Source organism: Streptomyces sp. NPDC111628, assembly GCF_055635195.1.
Genome location: NZ_JBVKBZ010000005.1, coordinates 577,593 through 596,349, shown reverse-complemented (window position 1 = coordinate 596,349; position 18,757 = coordinate 577,593). Strand labels below are relative to the sequence as shown.

The 18,757-nt window shown below is 69.4% G+C and carries 19 protein-coding genes and 1 tRNA gene; 12 read left to right on the top strand and 8 right to left on the bottom strand.

Features of this window, described 5'->3' with window-relative positions; all coding sequences use genetic code 11:
• Nucleotides 1-28 precede the first annotated feature (28 nt).
• A complete protein-coding gene (gene wblA, locus ACZ7MF_RS28615) occupies nt 29-367 on the bottom strand; it encodes a transcriptional regulator WblA (protein WP_011029097.1) in 339 nt (112 codons plus the stop codon).
• A gap of 460 nt (nt 368-827) precedes the next feature.
• Between wblA and ACZ7MF_RS28610 the strand changes: the two genes are divergently transcribed.
• Complete coding sequence (locus ACZ7MF_RS28610; RefSeq protein WP_471480930.1) at nt 828-3,098, top strand: transglycosylase domain-containing protein; 2,271 nt, start codon at nt 828-830, stop codon at nt 3,096-3,098.
• Between the two features lie 144 nt (nt 3,099-3,242).
• On the opposite strand, the gene ACZ7MF_RS28605 is transcribed toward ACZ7MF_RS28610, so the two are convergent.
• A complete protein-coding gene (locus ACZ7MF_RS28605; protein ID WP_471480928.1) occupies nt 3,243-3,707 on the bottom strand; it encodes a GatB/YqeY domain-containing protein in 465 nt (154 codons plus the stop codon).
• A 118-nt stretch (nt 3,708-3,825) separates the two neighbouring features.
• Here ACZ7MF_RS28605 and ACZ7MF_RS28600 point away from each other — a divergent pair, with 118 nt between their 5' ends.
• The 3 genes from ACZ7MF_RS28600 (at nt 3,826) to ACZ7MF_RS28590 (ending at nt 5,768) form a co-directional block, all read left to right on the top strand.
• Nucleotides 3,826-4,755 carry a metallophosphoesterase gene (locus tag ACZ7MF_RS28600; protein WP_356859738.1) on the top strand — a complete coding sequence of 310 codons (930 nt, stop codon included), beginning with the start codon at nt 3,826-3,828 and terminating at the stop codon, nt 4,753-4,755.
• A gap of 119 nt (nt 4,756-4,874) precedes the next feature.
• Nucleotides 4,875-5,627: a Pr6Pr family membrane protein gene (locus ACZ7MF_RS28595; RefSeq protein WP_471480926.1), complete on the top strand. Its 753-nt coding sequence runs from the start codon at nt 4,875-4,877 to the stop codon at nt 5,625-5,627.
• A gap of 67 nt (nt 5,628-5,694) precedes the next feature.
• A tRNA-Pro gene (locus ACZ7MF_RS28590) sits at nt 5,695-5,768 on the top strand.
• A gap of 478 nt (nt 5,769-6,246) precedes the next feature.
• Here ACZ7MF_RS28590 and ACZ7MF_RS28585 read toward each other — a convergent pair.
• Entirely contained in the window at nt 6,247-6,714 is a 468-nt protein-coding gene (locus ACZ7MF_RS28585) for a GNAT family N-acetyltransferase (protein ID WP_471480924.1), read from the bottom strand.
• A 167-nt stretch (nt 6,715-6,881) separates the two neighbouring features.
• On the opposite strand from ACZ7MF_RS28585, the gene ACZ7MF_RS28580 reads away from it, so the two are divergent.
• Together ACZ7MF_RS28580 and ACZ7MF_RS28575 are read left to right on the top strand one after the other, a co-directional pair.
• Complete coding sequence (locus tag ACZ7MF_RS28580; protein ID WP_471480922.1) at nt 6,882-7,019, top strand: DUF397 domain-containing protein; 138 nt, start codon at nt 6,882-6,884, stop codon at nt 7,017-7,019.
• Nucleotides 7,020-7,312: 293 nt separating this feature from the next.
• The gene (locus ACZ7MF_RS28575) at nt 7,313-8,209 is read left to right on the top strand and encodes a hypothetical protein (protein WP_471480919.1); all 897 of its coding nucleotides are present in this window, start codon (nt 7,313-7,315) and stop codon (nt 8,207-8,209) included.
• Nucleotides 8,210-8,242: 33 nt separating this feature from the next.
• Here ACZ7MF_RS28575 and vanS-Sc read toward each other — a convergent pair whose 3' ends face one another.
• Both vanS-Sc and vanR-Sc read right to left on the bottom strand, forming a co-directional pair.
• Nucleotides 8,243-9,337 carry a VanSc-type vancomycin resistance histidine kinase VanS gene (vanS-Sc, locus tag ACZ7MF_RS28570; RefSeq protein WP_471480917.1) on the bottom strand — a complete coding sequence of 365 codons (1,095 nt, stop codon included), beginning with the start codon at nt 9,335-9,337 and terminating at the stop codon, nt 8,243-8,245.
• On the bottom strand, nt 9,330-10,025 hold the full coding sequence (gene vanR-Sc / locus ACZ7MF_RS28565) for a VanSc-type vancomycin resistance response regulator transcription factor VanR (RefSeq protein WP_388519253.1): 696 nt from the start codon (nt 10,023-10,025) through the stop codon (nt 9,330-9,332). Before vanR-Sc ends, vanS-Sc begins: the two co-directional genes overlap by 8 nt.
• Before the next feature lie 87 nt (nt 10,026-10,112).
• Here vanR-Sc and vanJ point away from each other — a divergent pair, with 87 nt between their 5' ends.
• From vanJ to vanX, 5 genes are all read left to right on the top strand, one after another.
• Nucleotides 10,113-11,213 carry a teicoplanin resistance protein VanJ gene (gene vanJ, locus ACZ7MF_RS28560; protein WP_471480915.1) on the top strand — a complete coding sequence of 367 codons (1,101 nt, stop codon included), beginning with the start codon at nt 10,113-10,115 and terminating at the stop codon, nt 11,211-11,213.
• A gap of 136 nt (nt 11,214-11,349) precedes the next feature.
• Nucleotides 11,350-12,558: a lipid II:glycine glycyltransferase FemX gene (locus tag ACZ7MF_RS28555; protein WP_471480913.1), complete on the top strand. Its 1,209-nt coding sequence runs from the start codon at nt 11,350-11,352 to the stop codon at nt 12,556-12,558.
• Between the two features lie 96 nt (nt 12,559-12,654).
• The gene (gene vanH-Sc, locus ACZ7MF_RS28550; protein WP_471480911.1) at nt 12,655-13,668 is read left to right on the top strand and encodes a D-lactate dehydrogenase VanH-Sc; all 1,014 of its coding nucleotides are present in this window, start codon (nt 12,655-12,657) and stop codon (nt 13,666-13,668) included.
• A gap of 10 nt (nt 13,669-13,678) precedes the next feature.
• Nucleotides 13,679-14,719 carry a D-alanine--(R)-lactate ligase VanA-Sc gene (gene vanA-Sc / locus ACZ7MF_RS28545; RefSeq protein WP_471481216.1) on the top strand — a complete coding sequence of 347 codons (1,041 nt, stop codon included), beginning with the start codon at nt 13,679-13,681 and terminating at the stop codon, nt 14,717-14,719.
• The gene (gene vanX, locus ACZ7MF_RS28540; RefSeq protein WP_471480910.1) at nt 14,716-15,324 is read left to right on the top strand and encodes a D-Ala-D-Ala dipeptidase VanX; all 609 of its coding nucleotides are present in this window, start codon (nt 14,716-14,718) and stop codon (nt 15,322-15,324) included. Before vanA-Sc ends, vanX begins: the two co-directional genes overlap by 4 nt.
• Nucleotides 15,325-15,370: 46 nt before the next feature.
• Here vanX and ACZ7MF_RS28535 read toward each other — a convergent pair whose 3' ends face one another.
• The 3 genes from ACZ7MF_RS28535 to ACZ7MF_RS28525 all read right to left on the bottom strand — a co-directional run bounded on the left by ACZ7MF_RS28535 (nt 15,371) and on the right by ACZ7MF_RS28525 (nt 18,094).
• Nucleotides 15,371-16,162 (bottom strand): MBL fold metallo-hydrolase, encoded by a 792-nt coding sequence (locus ACZ7MF_RS28535; RefSeq protein ID WP_471480908.1) that lies wholly within the window; start codon nt 16,160-16,162, stop codon nt 15,371-15,373.
• Nucleotides 16,163-16,173: 11 nt separating this feature from the next.
• On the bottom strand, nt 16,174-17,043 hold the full coding sequence (locus ACZ7MF_RS28530) for a lysostaphin resistance A-like protein (protein ID WP_471480906.1): 870 nt from the start codon (nt 17,041-17,043) through the stop codon (nt 16,174-16,176).
• 94 nt (nt 17,044-17,137) lie between these two features.
• Nucleotides 17,138-18,094 (bottom strand): alpha/beta hydrolase, encoded by a 957-nt coding sequence (locus tag ACZ7MF_RS28525; protein WP_471480904.1) that lies wholly within the window; start codon nt 18,092-18,094, stop codon nt 17,138-17,140.
• 64 nt (nt 18,095-18,158) lie between these two features.
• Between ACZ7MF_RS28525 and ACZ7MF_RS28520 the strand changes: the two genes are divergently transcribed.
• On the top strand, nt 18,159-18,698 hold the full coding sequence (locus ACZ7MF_RS28520) for a helix-turn-helix domain-containing protein (protein ID WP_471480903.1): 540 nt from the start codon (nt 18,159-18,161) through the stop codon (nt 18,696-18,698).
• Nucleotides 18,699-18,757 lie beyond the last annotated feature (59 nt).

Genomic DNA, 18,757 nt, shown 5'->3' with positions numbered 1-18,757 from the left:
TCCGGAGGCCTGATCCGGCCGTACGGACTCAGCCCACGGCCGCGTAGTTCTCGTACACCTCGTCGTCGTCGAGGGGCACGATGCCGACCCCTCGTTCGTACTCCGTCCGCGCCGTCTCGAGGAGCCGGCGCCAGGAGGTCACGGTGGGCCGCCTGCGCAGCAGCGCGCGGCGTTCCCGCTCCGTCATGCCTCCCCACACGCCGAACTCGACGCGGTTGTCGAGCGCGTCGGCCAGGCACTCGGTCCGCACCGGACATCCGGTGCACACCGCCTTGGCCCTGTTCTGCGCTGCTCCCTGAACGAACAGTTCGTCCGGATCGGTAGTGCGGCAGGCGGCCTGCGCACTCCAGTCGGTTACCCAGCCCATACCGGCGCCGTCCTCTCCCGAATCGAGGCTCCCCCACGGCGGCAGCGGCATATTCACCGCCGCCAGTTGAGGACGTTACGGAAGGTGGGCACAGCGCAACACCCCCTTCGGGCCCAATCTTGAATGGCCCGAACGGACTATGGGTAAGCGGCAGATCACCCGGGGGAGTGAGCTGGCGACATGCGCGACGATCCCGACATACAGGTCATCTCTGTTGCGCCACAACGGACACCGATTGACACACAAGGCGGATTCGGACACGCACCCCACACGCCGTGGCACGCGCCGGTACACACCAACGCGCCCCCCAGCGGGGCCCCTCGGAAAAAAATCGAGCGGATCCGGAACGATTCGGGGTCGCCGGACGTATTGATACGTGGCCTCACTGCTGTGACAGTTGAGTGCAGCTTAGGCCAAGGCATATACGCGTGTCCGGCGAATGAGAACGTAGGCTGCCTCCATGCCAAAGAAGCGCTCGGGCGGTGGTCTGTCGCCAACGCAGCAGGCCGCCAAGTTCCTCGGTGTCAGTGTGCTCGCGGGAGCAGTGCTGGCCGGCATCGCGTTGCCCGCCGTGGGCGCGCTGGGGCTGGCCGCCAAGGGGTCGGTGGAGGGCTTCGACGCCCTGCCGACCAACCTGAAGACTCCCCCGCTGAGCCAGCGCACCACCATCCTCGACGCCGAGGGCGGCACCATCGCCACGGTCTACTCGCGCGACCGTACGGTGGTGGACCTCAAGGACATCTCGCCGTACATGCAGAAGGCGATCGTCGCGATCGAGGACTCCCGCTTCTACGAGCACGGCGCGATCGACCTCAAGGGCGTCCTGCGCGCCCTCAACAAGAACGCGCGCAGCGGCGAGGTCTCCGAGGGCGCCTCCACGCTCACCCAGCAGTACGTCAAGAACGTCTTCGTGGAGGAAGCGGGCGACGACGCGACGAAGGTCGCCCAGGCCACCCAGCAGACCATCGGCCGCAAGATCCAGGAGCTGAAGCTCGCGATCCAGGTCGAGGAGGAGCTGGGCAAGAAGAAGATCCTCGAGAACTACCTGAACATCACGTTCTTCGGCCAGCAGGCCTACGGCGTCGAGGCGGCCTCCCAGCGTTACTTCTCCAAGCACGCCAAGGACCTCAACGTCCAGGAGGCCGCCCTCCTGGCCGGCATCGTCCAGTCGCCCAGCCGGTACGACCCGGTCAACGACGAGGCGGAGGCCACCAAGCGGCGCAACATCGTGCTGAACCGCATGGCCCAGGTCGGCGACATCTCCCCGGCCCAGGCCGAGAAGGCGAAGAAGGCACCGCTCGGGCTGAAGGTCAGCAAGCCGAAGAACGGCTGCATCACGGCCGTGAACGACGCGAGCTTCTTCTGCGACTACGTGCGCGAGGTCTTCCTGAGCGAACCGGTCTTCGGCAAGACCCGCAAGGACCGGGCCAAGGTCTGGAACCAGGGCGGCCTGACCGTCCGCACGACGCTCGACCCGCAGGCGCAGGAGTCGGTGCACGAGTCGCTCAAGGACCACGTCAACAAGTCGGACTCGGTCGCCGCGGCCAGCACCCTGGTCGAACCCGGCACCGGCCGGATCGTCGCCATGGGCCAGTCGAAGCCGTACGGCTACGGCAAGAACGAGACCGAGATCAACTACTCGGTCGACCACGCCGTGGGCGGCTCCAACTACGGCTTCCCGACGGGTTCGACGTTCAAGCCGTTCCTGGCGGCCGCGGCCCTGGAGGAGAACGTACCGGCGACGAAGGAGTACGCGTCGCCGTACGACATGGACTACCCGAGCCCCATCCAGACCTGTGACAAGCCCTGGATCAACGACTCGGGCTACCGCCTCGAGAACGAGAACGAGTCGGAGGTCGGCCCGTACCGGCTGAAGGAGGCGATGGCCAAGTCGGTCAACACCTACTTCGTCCAGATGCTCGCCGACATCGGTCTGTGCCCGGTCGCGTCCATGGCGGACAAGCTCCACGTCCACCAGGGCAACGGGGACAAGCTGCCGCAGAACCCCTCGGCCCTCGCCCTCGGCTCGGTCGGTATGTCCCCGCTGACGATGGCGAGCGCCTACGCGACCTTCGCCTCGCGCGGCATGTACTGCACGCCGGTCGCGATCGAGTCGATCACCCAGAAGGTCGGCAACAAGCAGAAGTCGCTCGAGGTGCCGAAGTCGACGTGCTCGCGCGCCATGACGGAGAAGACCGCGGACAGCGTGAACACCCTGCTGCAGGGCGTGGTCGACTCCGGTACCGGTAAGGCGGCCGGTCTGAGCGACCGCGCCAACGCCGGCAAGACGGGTACGACCGACGAGCGCAAGAACGCCTGGTTCGTCGGCTACACGCCGAACATGTCGGGCGCCGTCTGGGTCGGCAGCGCCAGCCAGGAGGTCGAGATGAAGAACATCACGATCGGCGGCGTCTACCACCCCCTCGTCTTCGGTGGCGCGGTCCCGGGCCCGATCTGGAAGGACGCCATGACCGGCGCCCTGTCGGGCAAGGACTCCCCCTCGTTCAACCTCGTCGACATCCCGGACGGCGACAAGAACAAGGACAAGGACAAAAACAAGGACAAGGACAAGGGCCGCGACGAGGACAAGCCCGACGACGGGAACAACGGCGACGACGACGGCTTCATCGCCGGCCTGACCAACGGCGGCACGGGCGACGGCGGCGGGGACGGCGGCTTCCCGGGCAACCTGATCCAGGGCCCGGGCAACGGCCCCGGCGGACGACGCTGACCCGTTCCTTTCACGTGTGAGGGCCCTCGCCGCGACTGCGGTGAGGGCCCTCACACGTGTTACCGGCGTAACCGGCTTTACCGCGTAACCAGCTTTGCCGGCGTAACCGGCTTCGCCCGCGTCGCAAGGACGCCGCGCGGCGGCTCAGCCGGCCAGGAGCTTCTTGACCGCGGCGGCGACCCGGCCGCCCTCGGCCTGCCCGGCCACCTTCGGGTTCACGATCTTCATCACGGCGCCCATGGCCCGCGGCCCCTCGGCGCCGGCCGCCTTCGCCTCCTGCACGGCCTGCGCGACGATCGCGTTCAGCTCGTCGTCGGAGAGCTGCTTCGGCAGGTAGGCGGCGAGCACCTCGCCCTCCGCCTTCTCCCGCTCGGCCTGCTCGGCGCGGCCGCCCTGGGCGAAGGCCTCGGCGGCCTCGCGGCGCTTCTTCGCCTCACGGGTGATCACCTTCTGCACCTCGTCGTCGGAGAGCTCGCGCTTCTCCTTCCCCGCGACCTCCTCCTTGGTGATCGCGGCCAGAGTCAGCCGGAGCGTGGAGGAGCGGAGCTCGTCGCGCTCCTTGATCGAGGAGTTGAGGTCGTTGTGCAGCTTCGCCTTGAGCGTGGTCATGGACCTGATTGTCGCAGGTACGCGAGGAACGGCGCCCGCTGATTTACGCGCCCTGGTGGACGCCGCCGCGGGCAGCCTCCCACCGCCGCTTCCCGGACGCTTCTGAGACGATGGACGTATGCGCGCGCGATACGGAGTACCCCTGGGAATCACGGCGGTTGGCGCCGCCGGTCTGATCTACGCGGCGGGGATCGAGCCCCGGTCCTTCCGCCTCCGGCGGGTGACGGTCCCCGTCCTCCCGTCCGGGATGCGTCCCCTGCGGGTGCTCCAGGTCTCCGACATCCACATGGTCGGCGGTCAGCGCAAGAAGCAGCGCTGGCTGCGGTCGCTGGCCGGGCTGCGTCCCGACTTCGTGATCAACACCGGCGACAACCTGTCCGACCCGGAGGGAATTCCCGAGGTCCTGGACTCCCTGGGCCCCCTGATGGAGTTCCCGGGTGCCTATGTCTTCGGCTCCAACGACTACTACGGGCCGCGGCCCCGCAACCCCGCCCGCTACCTGCTCGAGAAGGTCCAGGGCCGCCACGGCCTCAACGGCAACCCGCCCGTCGTGGGTGCCGTCCACAACCCGTGGGAGGACCTGCGCGACGGTTTCGACGCCGCGGGCTGGCAGAACCTGACGAACACCCGCGGCACGCTCAAGATCGAGGGCATGTCGGTCGAGCTGACGGGACTGGACGATCCGCACATCAAGCGGGACCGGTACACGGAGGTGGCCGGCGGCCCGTCCCCCACGGCCGACTTCTCGATGGGCGTGGTCCACGCGCCGTACCTGCGCGTCCTGGACTCCTACACGGCGGACGGCTACCCCCTGATCCTGGCCGGCCACACCCACGGCGGCCAGCTGTGCATCCCCTTCTACGGCGCCCTGGTCACCAACTGCGATCTGGACACCGACCGCGTGAAGGGCCTGTCCACGCACACGTCCGGCGGTCACACGGCCCACCTCCACGTCTCGGCCGGCTGCGGCGCGAACCGATACACCCCGTTCCGCTTCGCCTGCCCACCGGAGGCGACGCTGCTGACGCTGGTGGGCCGGGAGAGCTGACCGACCCGGGGGGAGCCTGCGGTCGAATCCAGACGGGCGGCGGGGGTAGCCAGGTGACCGGGTAACCCACACGGCCCACCCACATAGCCCGCTATGTCCGGTCTGTCTACGTTGAGGCCATGACAGCCCCGATACCCAGGGACATCCCGGACCTCCCCCCGATCCCGGGCCACGTCGTCCTGCCACCCACCGTCGTACCGGCCCGTGCCGTACTGATCCCGGCCCGCCGTCGCCCGGTCTCCGCCTTCCGTGGCCTGATCGCGCTGCTGGCCCTGACCGGCGTGGCGATCGAACTGCTCGCCGCCGACATCCCGCCCACGACGGCCCTGAGCCACTTCACGATCCAGAGCGGCATCCTGCTGGCGCTGGTCATGCTCGCCTCCGCCCGGTGCGCCTGGTCCGCCCACCACCCCCTGCCGGGCGCCCTCACGGGCGCGGCCCTCTTCTACGTCGTCGCCGCGGCCCTGGTCCACCACGTGCTCCTGGCTCACGCGTCGAGCCCGTTCGCCACGCCCGACGGCACCGGCACGGCCTGGCAGACCGCCGCGACCCACATCCTCCACACGGCGGTACCGGTGGCCGCGGCCCTGGACTGGCTCCTCCTCACCCCCGCCGGCCGCCTGCACCTGCGCCAGGCCCCCGTATGGCTCCTGTACCCCCTGGCCTACCTGGCCTTCTCGCTGGCCCGCGGCGAGCTGCTCCCCCCCGGCGCCCAGGACCGCTACCTCTACCCCTTCCTCGACGTCGCCCAGCACGGCTACAAGATCGTCCTCGGCAACGCCCTCCTCATCGGCCTCGCCCTATACGCCTTGGCCGTACTCCTCGTCGCCCTGGACCACATCCGCCCGGACCCGCTCCGCCGCCCCCGATAAACCGGATTTCGTCTCCGGCCAACGGTGGGCTAAAGTAAACGACGTCGCCGCGACGAGCAGCGACGATCGGGGTGTGGCGCAGCTTGGTAGCGCGCTTCGTTCGGGACGAAGAGGTCGTGGGTTCAAATCCCGCCACCCCGACAGAGAAGTACCAGGTGAGGCACCTACTCGATTGAGTAGGTGCCTCACCTGTTTCGTTTGCGTGTCCATGTGCGTGACTAACGCTTCCCGCGCGTCTACGACTGCGGATCAGCCTCCGAAGATCCCGTCCATGTCCGCGACGACGTCATTGAGACACCCGACCGAACGCTGCAGAGCTCCGAAAGACTTCGGCACCTCGCCAGTCCAGCCGAGAGGTCCCAACAGCGCCGAAGCGGCGCAAGCTCAGTGCAGCAACGTGCTGTCCTCGTCATAAGAGAGAACCACTGCCGCCTCACCGAGAACCTCCAGCAGGACCGCGAGCACTTCGGCCTGTGTTCCGTAACCGGCCTAAGCGCCCAAGCCCTTTCCTCCTCTGCACCCGTCACCTTCCGCAGCGTCAGCAGCTACGTAGCGCACCAGGGCCGCGGCAACCAATCCTGCGGTACGCCCATCGCCCCTGCTCCACCGTGTGAACGCTTCAGACGGGGACCTCGAAGACGATTTCGAGACCGTCCTCTTCGTCCCACTGCTCGCCGACCTCGACGAAGCCGAAGCCCGAGATCGTGGCCAGGGATGCCGCGTTGTCGGGGCTGATCGCCGCCCGTACGGTCGTGACTGCGGGTTCGGCTGCTGCCCGGCGAAGCAACTCGGTCAGTACGGATCGGGCGTATCCCTGGCGACGGAAGTCGGGAGCGACGGAGTAGCCGATCTCGACCATGCCGACCTCATCAGGAGGTCCGTGGAACCCGGCATGTCCCACGACCAGACCCTCGTCACCGACGACCGCCTGCCGCACCATCCACCGCGCATGGTCGGGATCGGCTGCCATCTGGTCGAGCCGGTACCGCCACAGCCACCGTGCTCCGTCGGTCATGAAGTACTCGGTCAGCGGAACCCCGGCCATCCTGCCGGCTCCGGACAGGTCTCCGTCGAGCAGAGCGGACATCACCCTGCCGGACAGCTCGACGAAACGGATGCCTTTCGGGTTCCCTGTGAGCGGTTTCCGGTGATCGGCTTCATCTGTCACCCGCGGATACTCGCCGACTGACCCGAGGGACGTCTACAGGTCAACTGGAAGACAAGACACCGCCCACTCGGGGCGGGCGGTGTCTCATGGAGGTCGCCGACGGATTCACGGGCGTCGTGCCCGTTCGTGACAGCAAGGTTCCGGGCGGGCCTGTCGTCTCCTTCGGGGACGGCTCCTGGGCCGCGTTCACAAGCGAGGTCAAGGGCGGTCGGCGCCGTCCCTGAGCCGACGGGGCGTCGGTCGGCGGCTGTTCTCCGGGTCCGCCGGTGCCTCGTTCGCGAGGTGCCGGTGGGCCACTGACCTCCCCAAAGAACCGGGGAAAGAACTACCCGCCCACCCACCCTCCCCGCGCCGGTGCGCGCGTGTCACCCGTGCGAGTGACTGGCTTGCGGGTGCGGGATTCGGGCCGTTACGTTCGCCGCAAGAGCACACCAACCGCCCACAACAGAGCGGCCCCCGGCCGGGATTCGCAGTCCCGAGCGAGGGCCTAACCGATCAAGGAAGAAGACGCTTCCCGATGGCTGACTCGCAGTCTAACGCGCGCCTGCGCGCCGACGCCGGAGCACCGACCTCCGGCGTGACCCACGTACGCACCCGGCTCACCGCCGACTTCACGGTGATCTCCAACGCCCTCGCCCAGCGGCGCGGCAGCGCGGTCACGGTCGGCGTGGCCGTGTACATCCTGTCGCTGCCCACCGGCGCCCCCGTGACCATCGCCGCCCTGTGCGGGCACTTCAGCGAGGGCGAGATTCTGATTTCGCGCGCCTTGCGGGAGTTGGAAGCCGCCGGGTACCTGGAGCGTCGTCGAGAGCGGCTGGCCTCTGGGCAGATCCGTACTCGGACTTACTTCTACGACGTGCCCGGTGATGAGGGGCCGCCGGGCAGCCACCCGGAGCCGCCGGTGCCGGTGCCGGTGCCGGTGCCGGTGCCGGTGCCGGTGCCACCGACGCCGGATCGGCCGCAGCGGCGGCCCGCTGATCGCGAGACCGCGCCGCCCACGCAGGAGGAGGCGGCGGCGCCCGCGCTCGCCAACGCCGATCCGAAGGCGATCGCCGTCCTGTCCGCCCTGCGCCGGGTCGACGCCCGTCTCGTGCTGTCCACGCGGGAAGCCGTGGGCCTGGCACCTGCCGTAGGCGAATGGCTGGCGGCCGGGGTCGCGCCGCGGGAGATCACCGAGCTGCTGACCACTGGGCTTCCCAACCGTTTTCAGGCCCGTCCGGCCAGAGTCCTCGCCTTCCGGCTCCGGGAAACTCCTCTACCGGCACCACCCCCGCCCGTCGTCGTTCCCCGACCGGCAGTACTGCCCTTCCAGACCTGCGACGGCTGTGAGCGTGCCTTCCGCGCCCAGGAGCCGGGACACTGCCGGAGCTACGGGGAGCACCTCGTCGGGGAGCGTCTGGCTGCGGTGGGCTGAGCCGGAGGGCGGCCCGGGCGCGGTCTGCGTGGCTCATCTGCCGGTGTACGCCGAGGCCGCGGGCAGCTCCACCGTGATGCGGAGGCCACCGCTGTGGCGTGGGGTGAGGGTGAGGGTGCCGTCGTGGGCCTGGGTGATGGTGTTGACGATGGCCAGGCCCAGGCCGACGCCGGGGTGGTCGGTGTGTACGCGTTCGGTGCCGCGCTGGAAGGGTTCGGTGAGGGTCGAGGCCTGGTGGGGGCTGATCAGGTCGCCGGTGTTCTCGACGACGAGCCGCGTGGTGCGGGGGCCGGGGGCGGTGTGGATCCAGACCCTGCCCCGGCCGGGGAGGTTGTGGACGATCGCGTTGTGGACGAGGTTCGTGGTCAGTTGGAGGAGGAGGGCCGGTGATCCGAGGGCGAGGGTTACCTGGCCGCTGGTTTCGAGGGTGACACCGTGCTTCTCCGCGAAGGGGAGCAGGGTCTCGGTGGCTTCCTCCGCGAGGAGGGACAGATCGACCTGCTCCCGGGTGAAGGAGCGCTGGCCGGCACGGCTGAGCAGGAGCAGAGCCTCGGTGAGGTCGATCGCCCTGGTGTTCACGGCGTGGAGGCGGTCGATGATCTCGCCGGGGTCCTGGTGCGGGTCGGTGCGGGCCACGTCGAGGATGGCCTTCGAGACGGCCAGCGGGGTGCGCAGCTCGTGCGAGGCGTTGGCCGCGAAGCGCCGCTGTTCGGCCACGTGGGCTTCGAGGCGGGCGAGCATCTCGTCGAAGGCGTCGGCGAGTTCGCGGTACTCGTCCCTGCGGCCCGGCAGCCGGATGCGGTGGGAGAGGGATCCGGTCGCGGCGGTGCGGGTGGCCTCCGTGATGCGGTCCAGGGGGGCGAGCATGCGTCCGGCGAGGAACCATCCGCCCACGAGGCCGAACACCAGGAGGAACGCCATGACCCAGGCTGCCGTGGGGGCGAAACTGCGGAGGAAGATCGTGCCCGGAGTCGCTCTCACCGCCCCCCATTCATTGGTGATCAACCACCCCTGCCGCACGAGGAACACCCCCACGGCTGCCAGCAGCAGGACACCCGCGAGCATGAGGAATCCCGCGTAGCTGAGGGTGAGCTTCAGTCGGACGCTCAGGCCGGGTCTCCTATCCACGGTCACTGCCCGCCCGCTCGGTGACGGGTGCCGTGTCGATGCGGTAGCCGGCGCCCGGCACGGTGGCGATGATCCCCGGTTCGCCCAGTCGCTTGCGCAGGGCGGAGACGGTGATGCGGACGGCGTTGGTGAACGGGTCGGCGTTCTCGTCCCACGCGCGTTCCAAAAGTTCCTCGGCGCTGACGACACCGCCCTCGGCGGCGACCAGGACTTCGAGCACGGCGAACTGCTTCCTGGTCAACGCGACGTAGCGGCCGCCCCGGTAGACCTCCCTGCGGAACGGGTCGAGGCGCAGACCGGCGATCTCCCGCACCGGAGGCCTGCTGTGGGCGCGCCTGCGGTCGAGTGCCCGGAGCCTGAGCGCGAGCTCCTGCAGTTCGAACGGCTTGGTGAGGTAGTCGTCGGCGCCGAGTCCGAAGCCGGACGCCTTGTCGTCGAGGCGGTCGGCCGCGGTGAGCATGAGGATCGGCATGCCGCTGCCGGAGGCGACGATACGTTCGGCGATCTCGTCACCGGACGGGCCGGGGATGTCGCGGTCGAGGACGGCGATGTCGTAGGCGTTGACGCTCAGCAGCTCCAGCGCGGTGTCGCCGTCGCCCGCGATGTCGGCCGCGATGGCCTCCAGGCGCAGGCCGTCGCGGATCGCTTCCGCCAGGTAGGGCTCGTCCTCGACAATCAGCACACGCATGGTGTCGAGGTTACGAGTCGCCACATATCGTCGGCATATCGAAAACCGCATACGTGCCGGCAACACCCTGCCGCGTTCACTGTTCGTATGCGTCAGACCTCGCCACCGGCCCCGCCAGCACCAGCAGCACCAGCAGTCCCACCGCCGACCGCAGCGGTGCCGGCACCGGCACCGGCTCGGAGACGGCTTTCCCGGGCGGCGCTCCGCAGCGCCGTGCGCCCGGAGCTCTGGAAGCGTGCGCCGCTGCTCACGGTGTCGGCGCTGCTGCTGGGCCTCGTGATGATGCTGCACGCGGAGATTCCGAACCGGTTCGGGTCCGTCGGCAGCCTGGTCGAGACCTTCCTGCCGTGGTTCGGCCTGTTCGTCCCCGTGCTGGCCGCCGGAGCGCTGTGGCGCCGCTCCCCCGCCGCGGTGACCGCGCTGGTGCTGCCGGTCACGGTCTGGCTGAGCCTCTTCGGCGGGCTGCTCGGCGACAAGTCCGGCTCGGGCGGCGACCTCACCCTGGCCTCCCACAACGTCGGCGCCGAGAACCCGGACCCGGCCGGTACCGCCCGCGACCTGGCCGCCTCCGGAGTGGACGTACTGGCACTGGAGGAGATCACCGCACAGGACCGGGGTGTGTACGAGAAAGGGCTGGCCAGGGAGTACCCGTACCACACGGTGCAGGGCACGGTCGGGGTGTGGAGCAAGCTGCCGCTGTCGGGCACGCGGCCGGTCGACATCGCCACGGACTACGGGCCACTGGCGGCCACCAAACCGGCCGACGTCACGATGGCCGGCAACCGGGCGCTGCGCACCACGGTGGCCACGGACAAGGGCCCGCTGGTGGTGTACGTGGCCCACCTGGGCTCCGTACGGCTCAATCCCCGGGCGGGATTCTGGACGGACTCCCGCGACCGGAACGCGCAGGCGCTCGGCGCGGCCCTCGCCGCCGACCGCAGTGAGCGGGTCGCGCTGCTCGGCGACCTGAACGGCACCTTGGACGACCGCGCGTTGGCGGGCATCACCTCGCAGCTGCACTCGGTCCAGGACGTGGCCGGGGACGGGTTCGGCTTCAGCTGGCCGGCGAAGTTCCCGGTGGCGCGGATCGACCAGATCCTGGTGCGCGGCGTGGAGCCGACCGGTTCGTGGACGCTGCCCGCCACCGGCAGCGACCATCTGCCCGTGGCGGCCGGGGTCAGCTGGTGAGCCTGGTCGGCCTGGTGAGCATCGCCTGACGGGCAGGGCGCGGGCGATCCGCGCGGCCGGTCCGGCCCGGAACATATCGTCGACGTATCAAAATCCGCATACGCGTCGGCAACACCCCGCCGCCTTGACTGGAGGCATGGCCTACAGCGAACCAGTACGAACAGCGGCCCCGACGCGGCCGACCGTCCGGCCGATCAGCGCCGCCGAGCACCTCGCGTTCGTGCGGGCGCAGCGCTCGGTCAGCTTCCTGCAGACCCCCGCCTGGGGGCGCGTCAAGACCGAGTGGCGCAGCGAGTCCCTGGGCTGGTACGACGGCGGGCGGCTGGTCGGTGCCGGGCTCGTCCTGCACCGGCCTGTGCCACGGCTCGAGCGCTTCACGCTGGCTTATCTGCCCGAGGGCCCGGTCATCGACTGGACCGGCGACATCGACGCGTGGCTCGATCCGCTGGCCGCATATCTCAAGGCGCGCGGTGCGTTCGCGATACGGCTCGGTCCGCCGGTGTGCACAGACGTCTGGAGCGCCGACGAGATCAAGGAAGGCATCGCCGATCCGGGCACGCGGCGGCTCACCGGACTGCCCACCCGGTGGACCGATCCCGTCGGCGCCCACGTGACCGGTCGGCTGAGGGACGCCGGCTGGCTGCCACAGAGCCCGGAGGACGGCTTCGGGGTCGGGCATCCGCAGTTCAAGTACGAGGTCCCCCTGGCCGGAAGAACCGAGGACGACCTGCTCAGAGGCATGAACCAGCTCTGGCGGCGCAACATACGGAAGGCGGCCAAGGAGGGCGTCAAGGTCACACTCGGGGATGTCACGCCCGGGAATGCCACGGTCGGGAATGCCACGGTTGGGGACGCGGCGGTCGCGGACGACGTGAAGGCGTTCCACGACCTCTACGTCCACACCGCCGAGCGGGACCGCTTCACGCCCCGGCCGCTGCGCTACTTCGCGACCATGTTCGCCGTGCTCGGTGCCGAGGACCCCGAGCGGATCAAGCTGTACCTGGCCCGCCACCGGGGCGACCTGGTTGCCGCCACCGTCATGGTCCGGGTCGGCACCCACGCCGTGTACGCCTACGGCGCCTCGTCCACCGGGAAGCGCGAGGTGCGTGGCTCCAACGCCTGCCAGTGGGCGATGATCCGCGACGCGCTCGCCGCCGACTGCGACGTCTACGACCTGCGCGGCATCACTCCGACCCTCGACGCGGACGACCCGCACGTCGGGCTGATCCAGTTCAAGGTCGGCACCGGCGGTCGGGCCGTGCGGTACGTGGGCGAGTGGGACCTGCCGCTGCGGCCGCTGGTGTACCGGACCTTCGACCTCTATATGAAGCGGCGTGGTCGATGAGCCGCCACCTAGCCAGCATTACTGGTTGGTAATATATCGTCAGGATATCGAAAAGCGCATACGGGACGGCAACACCGAGGCGCCTTGAATGGAGGCATGACCTTCTCCTCGACCTCCTCGATCCCTCCCCCGTCACCGCTCCTTCCGGCAACGGGAATCACGGTTTACGGCTGCGGACAGGACGAGGCCGTCCTGTTCCGTCGGACGGCGCCCCGTTTCGGCGTCGAGACGACTCTCACCGAGGCCGCCGTATCCGAAGAAAACGTCGAGCTGGTGACCGGAAACCAATGCATCAGCATTGGGCACAAGACCCCTGTCACGCCTGCCACTCTCCGTGCACTCCACCGAGCCGGCGTGACGTACATATCCACCCGGAGTATCGGCTACAACCACATCGACGTGGAATACGCGGCCGGTGTGGGGATATCCGTTGAGAACGTCGTCTACTCCCCCGACAGTGTGGCCGACTACACCCTGATGCTCATGCTGATGTCGGTGCGCAACGCGAAATCCACCGTGCGCCGCGCGGAGCTGCACGACTACCGGCTGAACGAGATGCGCGGGAGGGAGCTGCGCGATCTGACCGTCGGGGTGATCGGAACGGGGCGCATCGGTGCGGCGGTCGTGGACAGGCTGCGGGGTTTTGGCTCTCGTGTACTGGCCCACGGGAATCGGCCCACCATCACGGCAGATTACGTCTCTCTCGACGAGTTGCTGCGGTCGAGCGACATCGTGTCGCTTCATGTACCGCTGACTCCGGACACGCATCACCTTCTCGATCAACGACGTATCCGGAAGATGAAAAGGGGCGCGTTCGTCATCAACACCGGACGCGGCCCGCTCATCGACACCGAGGCACTGGTCCCGGCGCTGGAGAGCGGCAGATTGAGCGGTGCGGCGCTGGATGTCGTCGAGGGCGAGGAAGGAATCTTCTACGCCGACTGCAGAAACAGGACCATCGAAAGCACGTGGCTGCCGAGGCTGCAGAAGATGCCGAACGTACTCATCAGCCCGCACACCGCCTATTACACCGACCACGCCCTGAGGGACACGGTCGAGAACTCCATCATCAACTGCCTGAATTTCGGAAGCAGGAAACAGCATGGCTGAGTCGGACAAGTTGGCCAGGTTGCAGGTCGGCATCGTATTCGGGGGTTCTTCCGAAGAACACGCCGTATCCGTCAAGTCGGCCCAGGAGGTCGCAAGCAACCTCGACACCGAGAAGTACCAGCCCTTCTTCGTGGGGATTACGAAGGACGGCGCCTGGAGGCTCTGCGACGGTCCCGGCCCGGACTGGGAGAACGGCGACTGCCGTCCGGTCGTGCTCTCACCGGACCGGAGCGTGCACGGGCTGCTCGTCCTGGAGCAGGGGCGGTACCGGACGGTCCGCCTGGACGTCGTCCTCCCCGTCCTGCACGGCACCCTCGGCGAGGACGGTGCGACGCAGGGGTTGCTGGAGCTCTCCGGCATTCCGTACGTGGGCTGTGACGTCCAGAGCTCCGCCCTGTGCATGGACAAATCCCTCGCGTACGTCGTCGCCAGGAGCGCGGGGATCGCCACGCCGGATTTCTGGACCGTGACGGGGGACGAGACCATCGATCCCGGCCGGCTCACGTATCCCGTCTTCGTGAAGCCGGCCCGTTCGGGGTCGTCATTCGGCGTCAGCAAGGTGTCCCGGCCGGAAGACCTGGCGACCGCGGTGGAGTCCGCCCGGCGGTACGACACGAAGGTGCTGATCGAAGCGGCCGTCGTCGGCAGCGAGATCGGCTGCGCCATCCTGGGGAACGACCCCGACCTGATCGCGGGCGAAGTGGACCGCATCGCGCTCTCCCACGGATTCTTCCGGATCCATCAGGAGGAGGAGCCCGAGAGCGGCTCGGAGAACTCGACGCCGGTCGTCCCCGCTGACATACCGGCTGAGAAGCGGTCGCTCGTCCAGGAGACCGCGAAGGCCGTGTACCGCGCCCTGGGATGCCGGGGGCTGTCCCGGGTGGACATGTTCCTCAAGGAGGACGGGGAAGTCGTCCTCAACGAGGTCAACACCCTGCCCGGCATGACCTCGTACAGCCGTTATCCCAGGATGATGGCGGCCGCGGGTCTGCCGCTCTCCGAGGTGATCGACCGGATGCTGTCCCTGGCGTTGACGGGGAAGCTCCGATGACCGGGGACTTCGCCTTCGTGGACGAGCTGGTGTCCGGAATCCGGTGGGACGCCAAGTACGCCACCTGGGACAACTTCACCGGCAAACCCGTGGACGGATACCTGGCGAACCGGATCGTCGGCACGAAGGCCCTGTGCGCGGCTCTGGGAAGCGCACAAGAGCGGGCCGAAGAACTCGGCTTCGGGCTGCTCCTCTGGGACGGTTACCGCCCGCAGCGTGCCGTGGACTGCTTCCTCCGCTGGTCGCAACAGCCGGAGGACGGCCGGACGAAGGCCCGGCACTATCCGAACATTGGCAGGGCCGAGATGTTCGACAGGGGGTACGTGGCCGCCAGGTCGGGCCACAGTCGGGGTGGCGCCGTGGACTTGACGCTGTACCACCTGACCACCGGTGAACTCGCTCCCATGGGCGGCGACCACGACCTCATGGACGCGATATCGCATCATGACGCCCGAGAGGTCTCGCGGGACGAGGCGGCGAACCGCCGGCATCTGCGCTCGATCATGGCGGCCTGCGGTTTCGCCTCATACGACTGCGAGTGGTGGCACTACACGCTGAAGGAGGAACCTCACCCGGACACGTACTTCGACTTTCCGGTCGCGTAGGCGTGCAGCCGAGCCGGGCAGCCGGGCCGAGCCAGCCGGGCCACGCTCACGCCACCACGAAGGTGCGGCCGGGCGCCGCGTACTCCACCGGGCCCTCGTAGCGCGCCGCCGCCCGGTCGAGAGCGGCCGCCGGCTCCAGGAACGGGCCGAGGTGGGTGACGACCAGGTGGTGCGCGCCGGCGGTGGCAGCGGTCGTACCCGCCTCCTCCGGGGTGTGGTGCACCGCCTCGGTGCCGGCCTGCGGTGCCTGGGCGGAGTCGGCCTCGCACAGCAGCACCGTGCAGTTGTCGGCGAGTTCGGTGAGCGCCTCGCAGGGGGCGCTGTCCCCGGAGTAGGCGAGGCAGGCACCGTCCTCGGTCTCGACGCGGACCCCGAAGGCGGGCATCCCGTGCGACACGGCGTGGCTGGTGAGCGTGAGGCCGCCGATCCGGGCGCGGTGGCGGTCGTGGAGTTCGACGACTCGGAAGGCGTCCTCGACCGGGCTCCGCCGCGGGCCGTTGGTAAGGAACCCGGCGAGCCGGTCGGCGATGCCGGGCGGTGCCAGCAGGGGGACGGGGGCGGCGAGTTCGACGTCCGCGTACAGCAGGCCGTAGTACGCGGTCAGCAGGTCGGCGCAGTGGTCCGCGTGCAGATGGGAGATCCAGATGCCGTCGAGTTGGTCCAGGCGTATGTGCTCGCGCAGCGCGCCGAGTGTCCCGCTTCCGGCGTCCATCCACAGCCGGGTGCCCCCGCACTCGCCCCGGCCCCCGCCTTCGACGAGGTACCCCGAGCAGGGGTTCCCTGCCCGGGGGTACGGGCTCGCGCTGCCGAGGACCGTGAAGCGGAGATCGTCCGTCATGGTCGCGGAGTCTACGGGCGCTGCCGTCCCGTGCGGTGGGTGAGGAGGAGGGCCGTCACCGTCAGGGCCTGAATGCCGAGGATCATGGCCTGTACCTCCGGCTCCTCCACGGCGAGCAGGATCATCGTCGTGTTGACCGCGAAGTGCACCGCGATCGAGGCGACGATGCCGGCGCGCTCGTAGGCGGCGGTGACGAGCATGGCCATCGGGATGTTGCTGACGACGAACAGGACACCGCTCGGGGTGCCGAGTCCCAGGTCGTGCTGGACGGTGCCGTCGATGAAGAAGAGGGGGAGGTGCCACACCGCCCAGGTGACGCCCAGGACCAGGCAGACCTGGAAAGTCCCCAGCTTTTCGCGCAGCCTCGGGTAGGCGGTGCCCCGCCAGCCCGGTTCCTCGGACAGCGGGCCGCTGACCAGCATGCCGACGAGGAACGCGGCGGGCCCGCCGAAGTCCTCGACGGCGTCCTTCGCCACGTCCAGGCTCAGTTCCGGGCCGCCCGCACGGCTCGCCAGCAGGGCGGCGGCCAGTACCGTCGCCGAGCCCAGCACCAGCAGCAGTACGGCCTTGAGGAGGAGCGCCGCCCGGAAGGGGACCACGTGCTCCGGGACCGGTTCGCCGCGTCGGCGGCGGCGTACGCGGATGACGAGGGCGCCTATCAGGGGGCCGAAGGCGCCGAGCATGTAGGGGGCGTTGGCGGCTTCGTTCGTCTCCGTGCCGCCCAGCGCGATCGCCGTACCCCAGGAGAGCCAGCTCACGGCGAAGGCGATGACCGTGAAGAGGGTGAGGTCGGCGCGGTAGTGGCGGCCGGGGGCCGGTGCGGCGGTACGGACGGATGCGCCGAGCGAGGTGCCGTGCGACGCGGTGCGTGAAGTGGGCATGCAAAACCTCCGGTTGTCCGTGGTGATGGGTGACGTGCGTGATGGGTGACGTGGGTGCTGTGTGCCGTGCGCGCCCGACGTTGTGTCGTCGAGGTCAGGAGCGGGTCGTACGCCGCTCCTCCGCGGGGGCGCCCGAGGGCTCGCGCAGGCGGGCCTCGATCCAGGTCGCGACGAGGGTGAGCAACTCGGGGTCGACCGGCTCGCGCAGGAGGCGACGGTAGGAACGGAGCGTGGGCCGGCCCGTGTCGCGGCGCAGTACGTGGGTCAGGTCGGGAACGCGGTGGATCTCGGTGTCGCCGCCGGGCACCAGGCGCCGGATCTCGTCCAGGTCGGCGGGAGGGACCTGGACGTCCTTGTCACCGGTGACGGCGAGGACGGGCACCGTGGCCGGGACGGCGGCCAGGTCGTCACGGGTGTCGTGGACGAGCATCTCGCGCATCCACCGGGCGTTGAGCCGGAGACCGGCGATGCGCGCCACGTCGGTGCGGGTGCGCTTGACGCGGGCCAGGACGCGCTCGCCCAGAGCGCCCAGCGGGCGGCGCAGCAGGCGGACGGGGGCGGGCATGCCGCCGAAGACCGACGCCGCCTGCCAGCGGAAGGCCGCCTCGCCCTCGCGGGCGAACCCGGCCAGCAGTACCGCCGCCGCGACCTCGTGCCGGGCGGCGAGGGTCATCGCGTGCAGGGCGCCCTCGCTGTGGCCGACGACGCCGACGGCGTCGGGGCGTATGTCCGGGTGTGCGGCCAGGTCGCGCAGGGCGGCGCTCGCGTCGCGGCGGTTGTCGGTGAAGCCGCTCTCCTCCCAGACACCGGGGGTGGTACCCGCGCCGCGCCGGTCGTAGCGCAGCGTGGCGACGCCCGCCGCGGCCAGGGCGTCGGCCAGCGGACGCCCGAGGTTCAGCGGCAGCTTGGGCGTGTTGCCCTCGCGGTCCAAGGGGCCCGAGCCGTGCAGCAGGAGGACGGCGGGGTGCGGTCCGGGGCCGGCGGGAAGACTCAGGGTGCCGGCCAGCAGGGTCCCGTCGTCCGCGGTGACCGTCAGGTCGGTTTCGGGCAAGGCTCCGCCTCTCTCGATCGCTCTCAACTACGAGAACGTTATCAGATGTGAGAACATTGATCCCATGGCTACCTCGAATCTCCTCCTCCACCCGGTCCGCATGCGCATCCTCCAAACCCTGGTCGGCGCCGGTGAACTGACCACGGCTCAGCTGCGCGAACGGCTCCCCGACGTTACGCCCGCGTCCATGTACCGGCACATGGCCGCGCTCACCAAGGCCGGTGTCCTGGAGGTGAGCCAGGAGAAGCGCGTGCGCGGCACCGTCGAGCGCAGCTACCGGGTCCGCCAGGACGAGGCCCTCGTCGACGAGGACGCCCGCGCCGCCATGACCAAGGACGACCACCGGCAGGCCTTCACCGTCTTCACCGGCGCCCTCATGGCCGACTTCGACCGCTACCTCTCCCGCGACGACACCGAGCCCGTCCGCGAAGGCGTCCTCTACCGGCAGGGCGCGGTCTGGCTGACGGACGAGGAGTTCACCGAACTCGTCGCGGAGCTGGAGGCCGTGGTCGCCCGGCGCACCGGGCGCAGACCGGACGACGGCCGCGTCCGCCACCTCATCAGTCTCGTCGTCATGCCGGACAAGGAGGGCGGTCCGGCGTAAGGGAGGCGTATGGGAGTGGCCCGGGGTGGTGGCGCCCGGCCGGGAAGGATCTAGGGTGT